Source organism: Rhodococcus sp. TAF43, from assembly GCF_052113525.1.
In the GTDB taxonomy this organism is placed as follows: Bacteria; Actinomycetota; Actinomycetes; order Mycobacteriales; family Mycobacteriaceae; genus Prescottella.
This window is the reverse complement of the sequence record NZ_JBFRDL010000004.1, coordinates 155,325-171,796: the sequence shown is the minus strand read 5'-3', so window position 1 is coordinate 171,796 and position 16,472 is coordinate 155,325. Positions and strand designations below refer to the sequence as shown.

The 16,472-nt window shown below is 69.1% G+C and carries 14 protein-coding genes and 1 pseudogene; 7 read left to right on the top strand and 8 right to left on the bottom strand.

Annotation, left to right across the window (positions count from 1 at the left end):
* Positions 1-18: 18 nt before the first annotated feature.
* The 3 genes from AB4Z09_RS04880 (at position 19) to AB4Z09_RS04870 (ending at position 3,850) form a co-directional block, all read left to right on the top strand.
* Positions 19-2,628: a hypothetical protein gene (locus tag AB4Z09_RS04880; RefSeq protein WP_442239284.1), complete on the top strand. Its 2,610-nt coding sequence runs from the start codon at positions 19-21 to the stop codon at positions 2,626-2,628.
* Between the two features lie 402 nt (positions 2,629-3,030).
* Positions 3,031-3,573 carry an HNH endonuclease gene (locus tag AB4Z09_RS04875; RefSeq protein WP_442239283.1) on the top strand — a complete coding sequence of 181 codons (543 nt, stop codon included), beginning with the start codon at positions 3,031-3,033 and terminating at the stop codon, positions 3,571-3,573.
* Positions 3,574-3,598: 25 nt separating this feature from the next.
* Entirely contained in the window at positions 3,599-3,850 is a 252-nt protein-coding gene (locus AB4Z09_RS04870) for a WhiB family transcriptional regulator (protein WP_114722089.1), read from the top strand.
* Positions 3,851-3,936: 86 nt separating this feature from the next.
* On the opposite strand, the gene AB4Z09_RS04865 is transcribed toward AB4Z09_RS04870, so the two are convergent.
* Entirely contained in the window at positions 3,937-4,530 is a 594-nt protein-coding gene (locus tag AB4Z09_RS04865; RefSeq protein ID WP_442239296.1) for a TetR/AcrR family transcriptional regulator, read from the bottom strand.
* 147 nt (positions 4,531-4,677) lie between these two features.
* Between AB4Z09_RS04865 and AB4Z09_RS04860 the strand changes: the two genes are divergently transcribed.
* Both AB4Z09_RS04860 and AB4Z09_RS04855 read left to right on the top strand, forming a co-directional pair.
* Positions 4,678-5,823 (top strand): hypothetical protein, encoded by a 1,146-nt coding sequence (locus AB4Z09_RS04860; protein ID WP_174913575.1) that lies wholly within the window; start codon positions 4,678-4,680, stop codon positions 5,821-5,823.
* Positions 5,816-6,847: a phosphotransferase family protein gene (locus AB4Z09_RS04855; protein ID WP_442239282.1), complete on the top strand. Its 1,032-nt coding sequence runs from the start codon at positions 5,816-5,818 to the stop codon at positions 6,845-6,847. Before AB4Z09_RS04860 ends, AB4Z09_RS04855 begins: the two co-directional genes overlap by 8 nt.
* 32 nt (positions 6,848-6,879) lie before the next feature.
* On the opposite strand, the gene AB4Z09_RS04850 is transcribed toward AB4Z09_RS04855, so the two are convergent.
* The 6 genes and pseudogenes from AB4Z09_RS04850 to AB4Z09_RS04825 form a co-directional block, all read right to left on the bottom strand.
* Positions 6,880-7,926, bottom strand: a complete 1,047-nt coding sequence (locus tag AB4Z09_RS04850) for a DNA polymerase domain-containing protein (RefSeq protein WP_174913580.1) — start codon at positions 7,924-7,926, stop codon at positions 6,880-6,882.
* A gap of 3 nt (positions 7,927-7,929) precedes the next feature.
* Positions 7,930-9,003 (bottom strand): ATP-dependent DNA ligase, encoded by a 1,074-nt coding sequence (locus tag AB4Z09_RS04845; protein ID WP_174913583.1) that lies wholly within the window; start codon positions 9,001-9,003, stop codon positions 7,930-7,932.
* A 63-nt stretch (positions 9,004-9,066) separates the two neighbouring features.
* Positions 9,067-9,594, bottom strand: coding sequence for an OsmC family protein (locus AB4Z09_RS04840; RefSeq protein ID WP_114722163.1), 528 nt, complete (start codon positions 9,592-9,594; stop codon positions 9,067-9,069).
* A 250-nt stretch (positions 9,595-9,844) separates the two neighbouring features.
* Positions 9,845-11,005 carry a magnesium and cobalt transport protein CorA gene (locus tag AB4Z09_RS04835; protein ID WP_174913586.1) on the bottom strand — a complete coding sequence of 387 codons (1,161 nt, stop codon included), beginning with the start codon at positions 11,003-11,005 and terminating at the stop codon, positions 9,845-9,847.
* 237 nt (positions 11,006-11,242) lie between these two features.
* A pseudogene (locus tag AB4Z09_RS04830) lies at positions 11,243-11,657 on the bottom strand (gamma carbonic anhydrase family protein).
* A gap of 44 nt (positions 11,658-11,701) precedes the next feature.
* Positions 11,702-12,409, bottom strand: a complete 708-nt coding sequence (locus AB4Z09_RS04825; protein WP_442239281.1) for a FadR/GntR family transcriptional regulator — start codon at positions 12,407-12,409, stop codon at positions 11,702-11,704.
* Positions 12,410-12,483: 74 nt separating this feature from the next.
* Here AB4Z09_RS04825 and AB4Z09_RS04820 point away from each other — a divergent pair, with 74 nt between their 5' ends.
* Positions 12,484-13,764 (top strand): MFS transporter, encoded by a 1,281-nt coding sequence (locus AB4Z09_RS04820; RefSeq protein ID WP_442239280.1) that lies wholly within the window; start codon positions 12,484-12,486, stop codon positions 13,762-13,764.
* Here AB4Z09_RS04820 and AB4Z09_RS04815 read toward each other — a convergent pair.
* Positions 13,754-14,605 (bottom strand): helix-turn-helix transcriptional regulator, encoded by an 852-nt coding sequence (locus AB4Z09_RS04815; protein WP_174913588.1) that lies wholly within the window; start codon positions 14,603-14,605, stop codon positions 13,754-13,756. The two genes, AB4Z09_RS04820 and AB4Z09_RS04815, sit on opposite strands and share 11 nt — an antisense overlap.
* Before the next feature lie 147 nt (positions 14,606-14,752).
* On the opposite strand from AB4Z09_RS04815, the gene AB4Z09_RS04810 reads away from it, so the two are divergent.
* Positions 14,753-16,357, top strand: coding sequence for an acyl--CoA ligase family protein (locus AB4Z09_RS04810; RefSeq protein WP_442239279.1), 1,605 nt, complete (start codon positions 14,753-14,755; stop codon positions 16,355-16,357).
* Positions 16,358-16,472 lie beyond the last annotated feature (115 nt).

Below are 16,472 nucleotides of genomic sequence, written 5' to 3'. Positions count from 1 at the left end.
GCCTGGGAAGGATCGAAGATGGTTCGTGACGCCGTGCGCCGTGCGCGCGAGCTGCTGGCGGCAGGTGATCAGGAGCTCGCGCACGAAATCCTGACTCTGGCGCTGGACGCGCAGAGGTTTGCCGCTCAGGACGTGGAGGCGATAGCGGTGGCTGAGGCGACCGGGATGATCGTCCGGATGGAGGCTCCGTCCGGACCACGCGATGCTGTCGAGCGGCGTATCGCGAGGATGGCCGAACTCACGGACGGATTCGACGCCGATGCCGTCCGCGAGGCGCGCGCATTCGCTGAGCTCGAGGCAATCGAGTGGGTCCACCTGTACGAGCCCGATGATGCGATCGTGCTGGTGGATGTGATGCGAGCGGCGGAGTCGTTCGCAGCGCGTCACATCGGGGACGATCAACCGCTCGGTGTGCGGCAGGCACGAGGGGAGGCGATGTACACCGCCGAGATCCTGCGACGGCACCTCGGACGAGATCGCCATCAGGTGGCGGTCGGACTCGAGACGCTGGCGCTCACGCTCACCGCGGAATCCGACAAGCGGTTGCGTCACTTGCGTATCGCAGCGCTCTATCAGGCGGCGCAGATCCGTTACGACAGCGAAGATGACGCGGAGTCCGCGATCTCGCTGATGCACCGCGTCATCGCCGAGGCCGAGTCTCTCCCCTCGGCGCGGACGCTCCTGCATGCCGCGTCTCTCTGTCTGGTCGACGACGAGATCCGGCGCGGGGTGCCGGCGGCGACGGCGATTGCCACCGGCCTGCGCGCCCTGAATCTGCCCGTCGAGCCCGGCTTCGAGACGGCCACCGAACAGGCTCGGCATCTCGACCGACTGCTCGAGCGGCTACCCGGCACCGAGCGCGACCTCGCCGCCGTCGAGCACGCCGCCGCACTGGTGGACAGGTATGCCACCTGCGCGTCCGAGGATGCGCGTGAGGCGATCCTGTGGTGGGTGCTCAGGCGTGTTCGCGAGGACGCCGACGGGGCAACCGCGGCCGATCGAGAGGTCCTCGCGCACGCCGACCACGCCTTCGCCACCGACACGAGTCCGGCCACGGCGGCGGCACGGGTTCGCGTTGCGTCGCGGCTCGCCGAAGTGACCTCGCGCCTCGGGGACCCCGAGAGTGCCGTGCGGCTCTATGAGCAGCTCGATGCGCGATTCCCCGGGCACGGGCACGACGAGCGTCTCGTCGTGCCGCTCGCCCTGGCGATGGTCGACCGGGCACTTCGTCTCGCCGACATCGGACGTCGCGACGACGCACTCGCTGCGCTGGCGAAGGTGCCGCACCGCTACGCAACTGCCGCCGGTGTGCCCGGAGTCCCGGYCGCGATCGCCCAGGCGATGTACTGGCGAGGACGTCTACTGCGGGAGGCAGGCGAGCTCGTCGCGTCTCGTCGCGTCATCAACGACACCGTGGATCGCGCGGCCCCCGACACCGACGCCGACGTGCGCCTGTGGGCGGCCAACTCACTCTTCTCCGTGTGGCAGTCACCCGGACTCGATTCCACCGAGATCGACAGTGCCCTGAATCGTTTCGCGGACCTGTTCGCAGAGGATCCGGACGTGCGCATCCGCCGCCTGGACGCCCGGCGCCGCCTCACTCAGTCGACACGCGCGGCAGAACGAGGCGAACGCGAGATGGCGGCGACCCTGCTGCAGGGGCTGGTGGCCGCCCACGCCGACAGCGACGACCCGGACGTCCGCGACACTGTCGAACTCGCGACCGAGAATCAACGGATCCTCGCGATCTCCTCCCCCACCGATGCGGTCCCCGCCTCGGCGGGAGAGGCCCGCTACCGCGATCTGCGCGAACGCCTGTACGAGGCCGACAGGGCGGTCGACGACGGGAAACCCGCGGAGGCCGAAAGGATCCTCGCGGCGATTGCGGCCGACACCGGCGCAGACCCCGACGAGAACATCGTCATGCTCGGGCTCGCGGCGTTGGACGTGCTCGGAGGTCTGCTGCTCGACGCCGGGCGGTGGGAGGAGCTCGTTGCCGTGGCACGCAGCGCGGCCCTGCGCCGTCCCGGTCTCGACACCCGGGCACGCCGGGTGCACGCACGCGGTCACCTGCGACTCGGCATTGCGCTCGGCCGGCTCGGCGAGGAGCATGCAGCGATCGAGGCCTACGAGGCGCTCGAACGGCTCGCCGACGGAGCGACCGACGGCGACATCGTGAACGCCCGCGAGGTGGCCGCCTACAACCGCGCCGTCATGGTCGACGGACTGGGCGACCCGGTCGCCGCGATCGCCGCCTACGACCACGTCCTCCGGATCCACGACCTGTCCGTCGACTCCGCCGAACGCCGGCTCCGCCGCGTCAAGACACTGCGCAACAAAGCGCTACTCCTGACCGGTCTCGGACGCCTACCCGAGTCGATCCACGCCCACCGACTGATCCTCGACATCGCGGGCGCCTTCCCGGACGCCGAGATCGCCGAACGAGGCCGCAAGTCTGCCTTCGATCTGGCGGCCTGCTACACGCAACTCCGCGAGTATCGTGCCGCGTCGGACCTCTACACCTGGATGCGATCCGCCCATCACCTCGGATTCGCCCGAGACGAACTCGCGAGCATCACAAGATCCGCCAAGACGGCAGCCCGCGCAGCCAGACGCGCACGTCAGTGAGCGCATTCAGCTCGTGGTACAGCGCCGGCCCGCAGAGTGCCGGACCCGCGGAGGTCCCATCCGAGCTGCACCGGCCATCTGTAAAAATTCCCCAGCGCCCTCCCCTGAACCGTGGCACACTGGGCGGCCGGCCACACGACCAGGAAGGGGAACACTCGGATGCACACCACCTCATACCCGCAGCGCATGTCGCAGCCGATGATCCGAATCCTGGATCGGACTGCCGAAAACCCCGGCAACACAGCCGGATTCAGCGTCCCCTGACGCCCCTCCTCTCGGGGCGCACCTGCCCCGAAACCTCGGTCGCCATGAGGTGACCTGCCGGCCGACCGGCCACCACGGGCCGTTCGCACCCCGAGAACCCGCCACTCCCCCTGGGAGAGAACGAGGTTGTCGATTGCCATGGCCCGCCCATCCACCACCGCCGTCACCACCCGAACCTGGATGAACACCCGTGTGCGCGTGCTCAACGCCACCTACGAGGACTTCGACCTCGTACCCGCCGCCCGCGCGGTTGTGACGCTCGCCGCGGAACTCGCCGTCACCTTGGTCGAACACGCCCCGCGGTTCCTGGTGCGTTCCCAGCACATCGCGATCCCACTGCCGCGCACGATCCAGCTGCTCGAGTACGTTCACACGCCGCCGCGGCCGGTCGTCGACGACGACACCCGAGCAACGTTCCCAGCGATCCTGGCGCGCGACCACCACCGGTGCGCGTACTGCGGTGGCCGGGGCGCGAACACCGTCGACCACGTTTACCCGCGCAGTCGTGGCGGCGGCGACACCTACGGCAATCTCGTCGCCGCCTGCGCGGACTGCAACGGCCGCAAGACCGACCGGACACCGGAGGAGGCCGACATGCCGCTGCTGTGGATCCCCCGAGCTCCGCGGGATGACGTCAAACGGCAGCGCGCGATCTGGCGCGACCTGGCCCCGACACCGTGAATCGTCTTGAAAGGAGGCACAACCGATGACCATCATGATGACCTTGGCCGAGCTGCTGCCGGCCACCGACGGAAGCACCGACTGGGACGAGGCCGCCTGCCGGGGTGATCGTCACCCCGACCGCTGGTTCCCGGACCCGAGCGAGCCCTTCGACTACGCCGCCCTCGTCTGCGCCCGCTGCCCGATCGCCGCGGCCTGCGGCGAGTACGCCGCCGGCACCCGCCAGTCCGGTGTGTGGGGCGGACACGAGTACCTCCGCGGCAAGCTGATCCGGTAAGCCGGAGGGCATTTCACGACGGGACACCAGTGAGCCGAGTCCGCCGAAGCACCACACCTGGGACGCAGTCTACAAACCGCGCAGAACTACGAAACCGAGTCGAACTCGCTGCGGTCGACCGAGACCAGCAGGACCAACGAGTCGGCGGTGCGGGCACAGAACGCATCGGCGTCGACGAGTCCGTTGGTGAGGCCGCGCACGATGGTGGCGGAGACCAACAGGTCGAAGGCGGCGTCCGCCGCCGCGGTCGTCTCCTCGGCGGACCGGTCGGGGAACTCGGCGGCCACGCGTTCCGCGAGCGCCACGCGTACCGGATCCTCGGCGCTGAGTATCAGACGCTCGTACGCCCCGTGGTCGTGGAGATAAGCGGAGAGCAGTCCCGGAATCGCCGCGCGGGCAGCAGGTTCGGCGATCTGATTGAGGAACAGCCTGGTCCACGCCAGCAGGTCGTCACGCAGGCTCGCGGTGGCCGCGGGCAGCGAGGCGTCAGGCCCCCCGAAGACGGCATCCTCGACGATCGATTCCTTCGTGGCCCAACGGCGGTAGATCGCCGACGTCCCGACCTTCGCGCGTCGGGCGATCGCAGTTATGGTGGTCTTCTGGTACCCGTTCTCCACGAGCACTTCCCTGGTTGCAGCGAGAATGGACCGGTCGACTTGAGGGTCCCGGGGCCGGCCCACACCGACTACTCCGGGCCGGCGATCGCTGCTCGTCTTCACACAACCGGACAGTACCGGACGAGTTTCGCCGAATCTATTACGTTGCAGAGCGCTCCGTAATAGATTCCGGGGAGGTCAGCCAGCCATCCACCGAAAGGACGACTCCCGATGATCACCCCGCACGACGAACTGCTCATCCACCAGCTCCCCACCACCCTCGACCACGTCTCGCAGAGCGACCTGCGCTGGACCGAGCGCATCGTGATGTACGGCTTCGACAAGTCCGGCGAGATCAGCATCATGACCGGCCTGGCGAAGTACCCGAACCGCAACGTTCTCGACGCCTACGCGATGGTCACCCGCAAGGGCGAACGGGCCCGCGTCGTCCGCATGTCCACCGAGCTGAACCCGCAGACCGGCGCCCTGAACGCGTGGAGCGTCGGGCCGTACACGTACGAGATCGTCGAGCCGTTGCGCAAGGTGCGTTCCACCGTCGAGTCCAACGAGCACGGCCTGAGCCTGCAGCTCGACTTCACCGGCGACTTCCCGGTGTACGAGCAGACTGCAGCCTTCCACCGCAGCCGTGGCCGGGTCCGCGAGGACGCCCGCCGCTTCTACCAGAACGGCACCATCAGCGGCTGGATCGAGATCGACGGCGAGCGCATCGAGATCGACCCCGACAACTGGTGGTTCGGCCGCGACCACTCCTGGGGCGTGCGCCACGGCGGCGGTGGCGGCAGCCTGCCCGAGGGCGGCAACATGCAGCCCTCGGAGGTGCCCGCCGGCGTCTTCTACTACATGGGCATCTTCCAGTTCGAGGACGAGGTGGTGCACTTCGCGCAGCGCGAGACGCACACCGGAGAGCGCTGGCAGTTCGAGGGCGAGGTGCTGTTCCCGATCGACTCGGGCAAGGACCCGCTGCCGATCATCGACGTCGAGCACGACCTGGATTTCCGCGACGACCTCCGCGTCGTCAAGTCCGGCACGTTCACCGTGCACCGCGCCGACCGCAGCACCGACGTCATCGAGGTCAATCCGGTGTGCGACTTCTGGCCGGGCCTGGCCGGCTACGACGAGTACAACGGCTACGCGTCGGGCATGTACCGCGGCAAGGACTTCAGTGACAGCTTCGACGTCGACATCACCGACGTCGACGAGATCCGCAAGGTCAGCATGCTCAGCGAGACGCTCTGCGAGGTCCGGATGGGCGACAAGGTCGGGCACGGGCTGGTCGAGATGGTGTTCATGGGCGTGAATCCGCGCTACGGCTACACCGACTGGAGCGCCAACCGATCCGGTGCGAACAATGGCTGAGCGCGTCGCCGCGGAAGACCTGGCGGCGGCCCTCGAGCCCATTGTCCGGCAGCGCATTCCGGGCGCGCAGAACGCGAAGATCGTCAACTGGATGCGCACCGAGCGCGGGTTCTCCACCGAGACCTACCTGTTCGACCTCGAAGGTGCCGAGCACGAGTCGGCCGGGTACGTCTTCCGACGCCCGCCCGAGGTCTCGCTGTTCCCCGACTACGACCTCCGGCGCCAGTACCTGGTCTCGGAGCGGCTCGCACCGACCGATCTCCCGGTCCCCGCCGTCCGGTGGATCGACGCCGGCGACAACCCGCTCGRCACCCCGTACTACGTGATGGACCGCATCGGAAATGCCGAGGCGCCCAGCGACTTCCCCTCGTACCACACCGCCGGCAACTACTTCGAGGCCGACGAGCAGGGTCGGGCGAAGATGTGGTGGGAGTGCGTGGAGACGATGGCGCGGGTGCATCTCCTGGACCCCGACGAGCTCCGGCTCGGGTTCCTCGCGATGCCCAAGTTCGGGGACAAGCCGGTCGAGCAGATCGTGAACTACCTCGACTGGGCCGTGCGCTGGGCGGCACCGGAACTGCCGCCGGTGATGGAGAAGGCACTGACCTGGCTCGGAGCCAATCTCTACGACCCGGAGCACGTGACGTTGGTCTGGGGCGACGCCCGCATGTCGAACATCCTGTACACGCCGGACCTGTCGGTCGCCGGCGTACTCGACTGGGAGATGGCGTATCTGGGTGACCACGAGGCCGACCTGGCCTGGGTGCTGTTCCTGGACTGGGCGTGCAGCGAGTACGAGGGACACCCGAGCCTGCCCGGCACCCCGACGCGGGAGGAGACCATCGCCCGCTACGAGCAACTGACCGGCTGGAAGGTGCAGAACCTGCTGTTCAACGAGGTGCTCGCGGCGGTGCTGCTGTCCGTGCCCCTGTTGCGTCTGTCCACCCATCTGAACCTCGGCGACAACGTGAGCATCACCGGGTTCTGCATGGCGCGCCTCGAACAACTGCTGAACGCCGACTGACGGGCCCCGGCGAGTAGGTCGAGCCCGGCAGGTCAGTCCTTCTTCAGGTCCCGGTCGCGGCTCGGCTGCACCCGCTTGGGCTCGCCCGGCATCTTCGGATAGTTCGGCGGGTACGGCATGTCACCCAGCCCGGCCGCGAGGTCACGCTCGGCCATCTCGAGCAGCCCGTCGAGCGAATGGGCGACGTCGTCCAGCGTCGCCATCGGGTCACCGCGACCCGCGAGCAACGCCGGCACCGTCGCGATGGTGAAGTCGTCGGGCTCGACGGACGCCAGTTCGTCCCACGTCACCGGGGTGGACACCGTCCCGATCGGGGTGCGGCGGGCCGAGTACGCGGACGCGATGGTCTTGTCCCGGGCGTTCTGATTGAAATCGAGGAAGATGCGCCTGCCGCGTTCCTCCTTCCACCACTTCGTGGTCGCCCGGTCGCCGCTGCGCCGCTCGACCTCCCGGCACAACGCGATTCCGGCGCGCCGTACCTCCACGAAGTCCCACCGCTGTTCGATCCGGATGTACACGTGCAGTCCGCGTCCGCCCGACGTCTTCGGGAACCCGATCAGGCCCAGTTCATCGAGCAGCGGATGCAGGACGTCGAGCGCGACGCGACGGGCGTCGTCGAAGTCGGTGCCGGGCTGCGGGTCCAGGTCGATCCGCAACTCGTCGGGATGCTCGACGTCCGGGCAGCGCACCGCCCACGGGTGGAACGTGACGGTGCCGAGGTTCGCGGCCCACACGATGTCGGCGGCGCTGCGCACCCGCAGCACGTCCGCGGTGCGGCCCGACGGGAACGTCACCTCGCACGAGTCGACATGCTCGGGCCGTTTCGCCGGCACCCGCTTCTGATAGATCTCCTCGCCCTCGACGCCGTCCGGGAAGCGCTGGATGTGGGTCGGCCGGTCCCGCAGCGCGCGCAGCAACTCCCCGCCGGTCGCGACCCTGCGGTAGTACTCGACGAGGTGCCGCTTGGTGCCGCCTGCCGCGCCGAGCCGCGGGTAGTAGATCTTGTCCGGATTCGACAGCCGGACGGCCACGCCGTCGACGTCGAGCTCCTCTGCCGGAGAACGCTTGGTGGCAGCCATGGTTCAGCCCTCCCCTGTCAGGACGTCGGCGAGGTCGTAGCGGAGCGGAACCTCGAGTTGCTCGAACGTGCACGACTCCGGCGCCCGGTCGGGGCGCCACCGCAGGAACCGCGCCGCGTGCCGGAACCGCACCCCGGCCTGGCTGCCGCGTTCGCCGAGCCCGCCCTCCATCTGGTCATACGCCACCTCGAGGACGCGCTCGGGGCGGAGCGGAATCCAGCTGCGGTCGGCGCTCGAGCGCCAGCGGGTGGCCTCCCCCTCGGCCACGACGTCGTCGCCGACCCGCAACGGTTCGAGTTCGGCGAGCAGCTCGACGCGACGCTTCGCGGTGAAGGCCGACGCGCCGCCGACCATGTGCAACTCGCCGCCGTCGTACAGCCCCAACAGGATCGATCCGATGCCCGGCTGACTCTTGTGCGGCCGGTAGCCGATCGCGACGACGTCGGCGGTTCGAGAGTGCTTGACCTTCACCATCTCCCGCTTGTTCGGCAGATAGTGGCTGTCGAGCCTCTTGGCGACGACGCCGTCGAGTCCCGCTCCCTCGAACGTCTCGAACCAGCGCTGCGCGGTGGCACTGTCGAGGGTGGCCGCCGTGACGTGACAGCTCGGTCCACCGCCGACCGCATCGAGCAGTGCGTTGCGGCGTTCGGCGAACGGGCGCGCGGTGAAGTCGTCGTCGCCGAGCGCCAGTAGATCGAATCCGATGAACTGCGCCGGGGTCTGCTCCGCGAGCAGCTTCACCCGGCTGTCGGCCGGGTGGATGCGCTCGGAGAGCGAGCCCCAGTCCAGCCGGGTCCGGCCGCCGATCTCCCGGGGGACCACCAGCTCGCCGTCGACGACGCAGCGTGGCGGCAGTTCGGCCCGCACCGCCTCGACCATCTCGGGGAAGTACCGGGCCAGGTCCTTGCCGCCACGCGAGCCGAGCACCACGTCGTCGCCGTCGCGGAACACGATGGCGCGGAATCCGTCCCATTTGGGCTCGTACGACCAGACGGATTCACCGGCCGGTTGTTCGGGCACTCCGGACGCGGCCTTGGCCAGCATCGGCTGCAGCGGTGGTGCGATAGGCAGGTCCACGGCGTCCATAGTGACACCCGCACCCGCTGTTCGCGCGCTGTTCGCCGCGGCCGGTGCCCCCGATCAGCCGTTTGCGGCGGGCGTCTCGAGGACCGAGGTGACCGGAGTGGGGTTACGCGTCAGGTCCAGAACAGGGCAGTGCGCCTCGGCCGCCTCGTGCAGTTCGAGGTAGCGCTCCCGCGACTCCGGGCCGGTGACGTTCACGACGACGCGGACCTCGCCGAAGCCGGGCCGCACGGTCTCGTCGAACCCGAAGAAGCCCCGCACGTCGAGGTCGCCCTCGGCGCGGGCGGTGATGTCGTCGACCCGGATACCGAGCTTCTCGGCCCAGAACCGGTACGTCACGACGTGGCACGACAGCAGCGAGGCCAGATAGTACTCCACCGGGTTGGGGGCGGTGTTCTCGCCGCCGAGCGCCGGCGGCTCGTCCACCTCGACCGTGTACTTACCGAGCGAGACGGTGCTGGCAACGGCGTCGTGGGCCCGGGCCGACGCGCGGAAGACGACGTTCGCCTTCGCTGCGTCCCGGGAGACCGCGTCGGCGGTGGCGGAGACGATCGAGGACAGATGTGAAACGGATGCAGTGGTCACGGGTGAGATCCCATCGTTCGTGTGCGTGAATGCCGAGTGCGTGATCACGGCGCGTGCGATGACGGCGCGCGTGAAGTGATCCCGGCGGCGAGACACTCGCGCCGGGGGGCGGGTCGGATCAGACCCGCCGACACCCGGACGTACACACGTGCGCGAAATCGACATGGCGGCGCCGCGTCAGCAGCTCACCGGAGTCGATCGCGCGAAGTGAGGTCACGCCTGAGACTGTAGCCGGACCGCCCGGCCCGGTCTACAGCCAGCCGCGACGCTTGAAGATCGTGTACAGCCCGGTACAGGTGAGCACCATGAGCATCAACGCGAACGGATACCCGCCGGCCCAGTGCAATTCGGGCATGTTGTCGAAGTTCATGCCGTACACGGTGCCGATCAGGGTGGGCGCGAACAGGATTGCTGCCCACGCCGAGACCTTCTTGATCTCCTCGTTCTGCGCGTAGCTGGCCTCGGTCATGTTGCGCATCTCTTCGTTCTGCGCCTGCGAGACCAGCGTCGCGTTCAGCGCGAGGATGCTGCCGAGCAACTCCCGGAAGCCGTCGACCCGTTCGACCACCGTCGTCGCGTGGTCGGTCACGTCCCGCAGGTACTTCTGCAGTTCCTCGTCGGTGTTGTACTTGTCGAAGCCCGCGGACAGTGCGCGCAGCATGCCGAGCAGCGGCTTGGTGGCGCGCTGGAACTCGACCACCTCTCGGGAGAGTTCGTAGATACGCCGGGACACCATGGGGTCGCCGCTGAAGACCTCGGTCTCGATCTCGTCGATGTCGTTCTGCAGACCCGCGACGACGGGCGCGTAGCCGTCGACCACGGCGTCGAGGATCGCGTACAGCACCGCCTCGGGCCCCAGCTTGAGCAGTTCCGGGTCGCCCTCCATGCGGTCCCGGACGGCCGACAGGTCCGGGGACTCGCTGTGCCGGACGGTGAGCACGAACGTCGGGCCGCAGAAGATGTGCAGTTCGCCGAAGTCGACGCTCTCCGATTCGTCGAGGTACCGCGCGGCGCGCAGCACGACGAACAGCGTGTCGCCGTACCGCTCGAGCTTGGGCCGCTGGTGCGCGACGATCGCATCCTCGACCGCGAGCTCGTGCAGGTCGAATTGCTCTGCCGCAGCGTTCAGTTGAGCGTCGTCCGGACGGTAGAGACCGATCCACGCCATCGACGACTCGTCGGGCAGGCTCGCGAGTGCTTCCGCGAGGGTCGCCGGCGAGGAGATCCGGCGGCCGTCGCGGTAGACCGCGCTGTTGACGACGCTGGACTCCACGACGCCGGATTGGGCCGCGGCCGGTGGCGTCTGCCCCGGGTGTCGCGGTGCCATCGAATGCTCGGGCGAGACCACGTCGTCGGCGGTACCGGCGGCGCGGCGAGGGAGGATCGAGCGAATCGGACGCTTTTCACGCATACGAATACAGCTTTCGGGAAGGTCCGCGATCCGGACCGCCGATCGCGGTCCCACGGACACCAGTCGAACGCCATCGGAGTGGATGGCGTGGATTGTCCTGTTTAACTGGTACTCGGAGGTTGGCTACTCATTACTAGCCCCACCTCCTCTTCCTCGAACCCCGCAGATCCGCGGGCGCGGGTCGACCCGAACGACGACACCCTACTCCGGCAGCACCGGACGCGACAACCGGAGCGGTCAGTCGATGCGCTCCATGTCCGACCGATACCGCGCCGCGTTGGCCACGTACGTGGCGACACCGCGACGCAGCCCCTCCGCGAAGGCGTCCGGATCAGGATGCGGCGCAACGGCTGCCGGTGCGCCGAGCACTCTCGATCGGGGCGGGACGACGGTGCCCTCGGTGAGCAGCGCGGTCGCGCCGACGAGGCTGCCCGTGCCCACCACCACACGCTGCAGACTCGTGGACATCGATCCGATGAGGCACCGGTCCTCGACCACCGCGCCCTCGATGTGCGCGTTGTGCCCGACGACGCAGTCCGCACCGGGACGCCTCGGCGCCGATCGTCACGGCCCCGACCACCACGACGTCGGGATGCACGAAGGCGGTGGGATGGATGTCGGGAACCAGGTCGCCCAGTCGGTAGATCGCCACGCGGCAAACACCTTTCGTCTCGGGGATGTCTGTCCCGAGTGCATCTACCCGCTGTTCGACGGACCTGCCACATCGGCCTGCCGCTCGTGCACCGCGGCGACGAACAGGTCGAGGTAGCCGCAGGCACCGTGCCCGGCGCGTGACTCGTCGCGTCGCTCGATGGCCTCGACCACCCGCTCGTGGTGGGCCGCGCCGAGTGCGGGTTCGTGGACGCCGTCGGTGAAGTCGTAGGTGGCCCGCAGCGGCTCGGCGATGCCTGCGAACAGCTCGTCCAGCACGGGGTTGTGGGCGGCCGCGACGACGGCGACGTGGAAGGCCAGATCCGCGTCGGCAAAGTCGGCGCCGTCGCCGGTGCGTCCGGTCCGATCCCGGAGGTCGAGTGCCTCGCGCAGGCGTCGGACGTCGTCGTCGGTGCGGCGCAGGCACGCCAGTCGCACCGCCTCGAGCTCGAGCGCGCGGCGCACCTCGTAGACGTGGAGCATCTCGGATACCGCGACCTGGCGGGTGAGCAGGCCACCGATGTCGGTACGGGCGCGGACGAACGTGCCCGACCCGCGACGGATCTCGAGCATGCCGGTGGACGTGAGGCACTTGATCGCCTCGCGGAGCGTGTTGCGGCCGACACCGAGCAGGGTCGCCAGCTCCGGCTCCGTCGGGATGCGCTGGCCCATCGGCCAGTCTCCGGTCGAGATCCGGGCACGCATCCAGTCGAGCGCCTGCTGATACGCCGATTCCTTCTGCACCACCGTCACCGGTTCATCCTCACACGAGCCGCGAACACGTTCCCCGTCCAGCATACGTAGGACGTCCTACGTAGGATGTCCTCGTGCGCCCAGCCACCGACCTCCGAACGCCGCCCGTGACCGACCCGACCGACCGCGCGACGAGATCCGCCCGACGGTGGCCGGCGCGGCACTTCCACGGGCTCGGGTACGTGCTGGTGATCCTGCTGGTGGGGGCGAACATGCCGACCGCGCTCTACGGCGTCTACCGCACCGAGTTCGGGTTCAGCCCGGTCACGCAGACGGCGATCTTCGCGGTCTACGCCGCCGCCCTCGTGCCGGCGCTCTTCTTCTTCGGCCCGTTGTCGGACCGGATCGGGCGCCGTCCGGTCCTGATCTCGGCACTCGCCTCGGGCCTCGGGGGCATCGCCGTCCTCGCGTTCGCGGAGTCGACGGCGTGGCTGTTCGTCGGCCGCATCCTGCAGGGCCTCTCCGTGGGTGCGTGCTCGGCCGCCGGGACGGCGGCACTGCTCGAGCACGTGCCCGGCCACAACCCCGTGCGGGCCGCCCGTGCCGCGACGGCGAGCACGGCGGCCGGCGCGGCCCTCGGCCCCCTGATCGCCGGCGCCGTCGCCGAGTACCTGCCGCATCCACTCGTCCTCCCCTACACACTGTTCGGACTCGCGCTGATCCCGGGACTCGTCGCGCTGCTGGTACTGCCGACACCCGAACGCGCCGAGCCGTCGGCCGCCTCGCCGCACCCACCGCGGCGGCGTCTGATCGAGATGCCACGGATTCCACGCGCGATCCGGTCCGTCTTCTTGCTGGCAACGGTCCCGGCCGCGATCGCGTGGGCGGCGGTGGGCCTGTTCCAGTCGGTGGTGCCGTCCTGGATCGCGGAGATGCTCGGCATGTCGAACCTGCTGGTCGGGGCGGCCACGGCCGCGCTGGTGATGTCGTGCTCGGTGGTGGCGCAGCTGGGCATGCGTGGCCTCGACCCCCTCGTCGCCCAGCGCCTCGGCCTCGGCCTGATGTGTGCCGGGATGCTCGGGCTGTCGGTCGTCGACCGCGTGCCGAGCCTGGCCCTGCTCCTCGTCGTGACCGCCGGCGTCGGCATCGGACACGGACTGGCGTTCGCCGGCGGCATGCAGCGCGTCAGTACCGCGGTCGCCCTGCACGCCCGCGAGTCCAGTGGCGCGGTCCTGGCCGCGTTCTTCACGCTCACGTATGTCGGGCTCGGCGTGCCCGCGATCGCCGCGGGTCTCCTCGTCACCTACCAGGGCATGTCGACCGCGGTGGCCGAGTTCTCCCTCGTTGCCGCCGTCAGCTGCCTGATCGCGTTGGCGCTGAACATGATCCGACGGTCCAACGACGCTACGGGATGAGCCCCTGCCGCCGTGCCTCGACCACGGCCTCGTGCCGGCTGCGGACCTCGAGCTTGGTCATGATGTTGCGCATGTAGCTCTTGACGGTGTCGAGGCGCAGACCCAACCGCTCGCCGATCTCCGCGTTGCGGCAGCCGAGCGCGACGTGGACGAGTACCTCGAACTCGCGGGGCGACAGCGTCACCCTCGCGGGCTCGGTCGCCCCGACGGTGAGCCCGCGCAGCTTTCCTTCCACCGCCCTGACCTCGGCGCCGAGGGCGTCGTCGTCGAGGCGGTCCGCGATCGCCCGCAGAGCCAGGTAACTCTCGGTGATGCCCGCCGAGATCTTCGGGTCCCGGTACGCGTCCGGTGCCGTGCGCGCATTCTCGATCATCGCGACCCGGCGGTCGACCTCGTCGCGGATCTCGATCTCGTGGGCGAGTTTGCGCGCCGACCGCATCACCGATTCGGCCATCACGTCACCGATCGGCAGGTTGGCGCGCAGGCCGCCGTACACCGCGGCGCGGGTGGTCCCGCGCACCACGACCGGCGCCGCGAGCAGCGACTCGATCCCCTCGCTGGCCACCTCGTGGTCGTAGTCGTGGGTGATGTGCCGGGAGTTCGCGTAGTCCTGGACCGCACCGGGCCGCTGTTCGGCGATCACCCGACCGCCAAGTCCACATTCGGTGTCGATCACGAGATCACGCAGCATCGCACCGCGGGTCCCGACGAATCCCGACAGCCGCACGCCGGGTCCGGCAACCAAGCCTCCGAACAGCACCGGCAGCGTCGTGCTGGTGCGCAGGTAGCGGAGTTCGGCGCGGATCGCGTCCTCGTCGCTCGGCCTCAGGATGTCGGTCATCAGTTCGTTCGGTGCGCTGTTCGTCRGAGTTCCGGGCACCCACCGCGGATACCCACTTCAGAGGGTAGCGGCCGCCGGACTGTGCCCCATAGCGTCGGATCCGGCGGTGTGTAACGCCCGTCACTTGCGATCACCACGGAGGTACTCGTGTCCGAACTGTCCGCCTCGGCGAACCACACACCGCTCAGTCCGCTGCGCTTCCTGGACCGCTCGGCATCGGTGTTCCCCGACAAGACCGCGATCATCCACGGGGACCGCCGCTACACGTATCGCGAGTTCGCGAACGAGGTGGCGCAGCTCGCACGGGTGCTGCGCAGCCGCATCGAACCGGGCGACCGGGTCGCCTACCTGTGCCCCAACACCCCCGAGATGCTGATGGCGCACTTCGCGGTGCCGCTGGCCGGCGGTGTGCTGATCGCCCTCAACTCGCGACTGGCCGGACCCGAGCTCGAGTACATCCTCGACCACGCCGGGGCCCGGATCCTGTTCGTGGACTCCGAGCTGGTGGGCTCGGTGCGCACCGTGCGGGAGAATGTCGGTCGCGTCGCCGAGATCGTCGAGATACCGGACTCGACGATCCCGCGCCCCGACGTCCCCGCCGGTGTGACGACCGCGCAGTACGACGAGTTCCTGCGCAGCCGCGACGGCCTGTCCGACGAGCCACTCCGCTGGGGCGTCGACGACGAGCAGCAGGTCATCGCCATCAACTACACGTCCGGCACCACCGGAAAGCCCAAGGGCGTCATGTACTCCCACCGCGGCGCCTACCTGAACTCGCTGGGCGAGACGTTCCACAACGGCTTCGACGGCAACACCAAGTACCTGTGGACGCTGCCGATGTTCCACTGCAACGGCTGGTGCACGCCGTGGGCCGTGACCGCCGCGGCCGGCACCCACGTGTGCCTGCGGGCGGTGCGTGCCGACGCCATCTGGGACGCGATCGACGACCTCGGAATCACCAACCTGTGCGGCGCCCCCGCCGTGTGCACCACGATCGCCGGCGCCGAGCAGTCGCACCCGGTGGACGCGCTGCGGATCACGACCGCCGGCGCTCCCCCGTCGCCGACCGTCATCGCGCAGCTCGAGACCCTCGGCGTGACCGTCGTGCACGTGTACGGCCTCACGGAGGTGTACGGGCCGTACACGATCTGCGAATTCCAGGAGTCGTGGAACGACCGGTCGCCCGAGGAGCGGGCCGCGCTGATCTCCCGGCAGGGTGTCGGCATGCTGCAGGCCGAGAACGCCCGCATCGTCGACGACAACATGGCGGACGTGCCCGCCGACGGCGAGACGATGGGCGAGATCGTGTTGCGCGGCAACAACGTCATGCTCGGCTACTACCGCGATCCGGAGGCCACCGCGCAGGCGTTCGCCGGGGGCTGGTTCCACACCGGCGACCTGGGCGTCATGCACCCGGACGGCTACATCCAGCTCAAGGACCGCGCGAAGGACATCGTCATCTCGGGCGGCGAGAACATCTCGACGGTCGAGGTGGAGCAGGCGATCATCGCGCATCCCGCCGTGCTGGATGTCGCCGTCGTCGGTGTGCCGCACGAGAAGTGGGGCGAGCGCCCCAAGGCGTTCGTCATCGTCAAGCCGGGACACACGGTGACCGCCGACGAGATCGTCGAGCACACCCGCGCGCTGCTCGCGCGGTACAAGGTGCCCGAGGAGATCGTCTTCCCGCTCGACCTGCCGCGCACCCCGACCGGCAAGGTGCTCAAGTTCGAGCTGCGGAAGTCGCACAGCTGACACGGGTGGTGCCCCGCCGGTCCACCCGGCGGGGCACCACCCGACCGGGAACCACACTGTGCCGCGGAGAAAATCTGTACGGAGTGCGAGGTTTTGTACAAAACGGCGGACCACG

Excerpts from the sequence above, each read along its gene's own strand:
- AB4Z09_RS04875 (WP_442239283.1), top strand. The coding sequence starts at position 3,031 with ATGGCCCGCCCATCCACCACCGCCGTCACCACCCGAACCTGGATGAAC.
- AB4Z09_RS04870 (WP_114722089.1), top strand. The coding sequence starts at position 3,599 with ATGACCATCATGATGACCTTGGCCGAGCTGCTGCCGGCCACCGACGGA.
- AB4Z09_RS04860 (WP_174913575.1), top strand. The coding sequence starts at position 4,678 with ATGATCACCCCGCACGACGAACTGCTCATCCACCAGCTCCCCACCACC.
- AB4Z09_RS04850 (WP_174913580.1), bottom strand. The coding sequence starts at position 7,926 with ATGGCTGCCACCAAGCGTTCTCCGGCAGAGGAGCTCGACGTCGACGGC.
- AB4Z09_RS04835 (WP_174913586.1), bottom strand. The coding sequence starts at position 11,005 with ATGCGTGAAAAGCGTCCGATTCGCTCGATCCTCCCTCGCCGCGCCGCC.
- AB4Z09_RS04815 (WP_174913588.1), bottom strand. The coding sequence starts at position 14,605 with ATGACCGACATCCTGAGGCCGAGCGACGAGGACGCGATCCGCGCCGAA.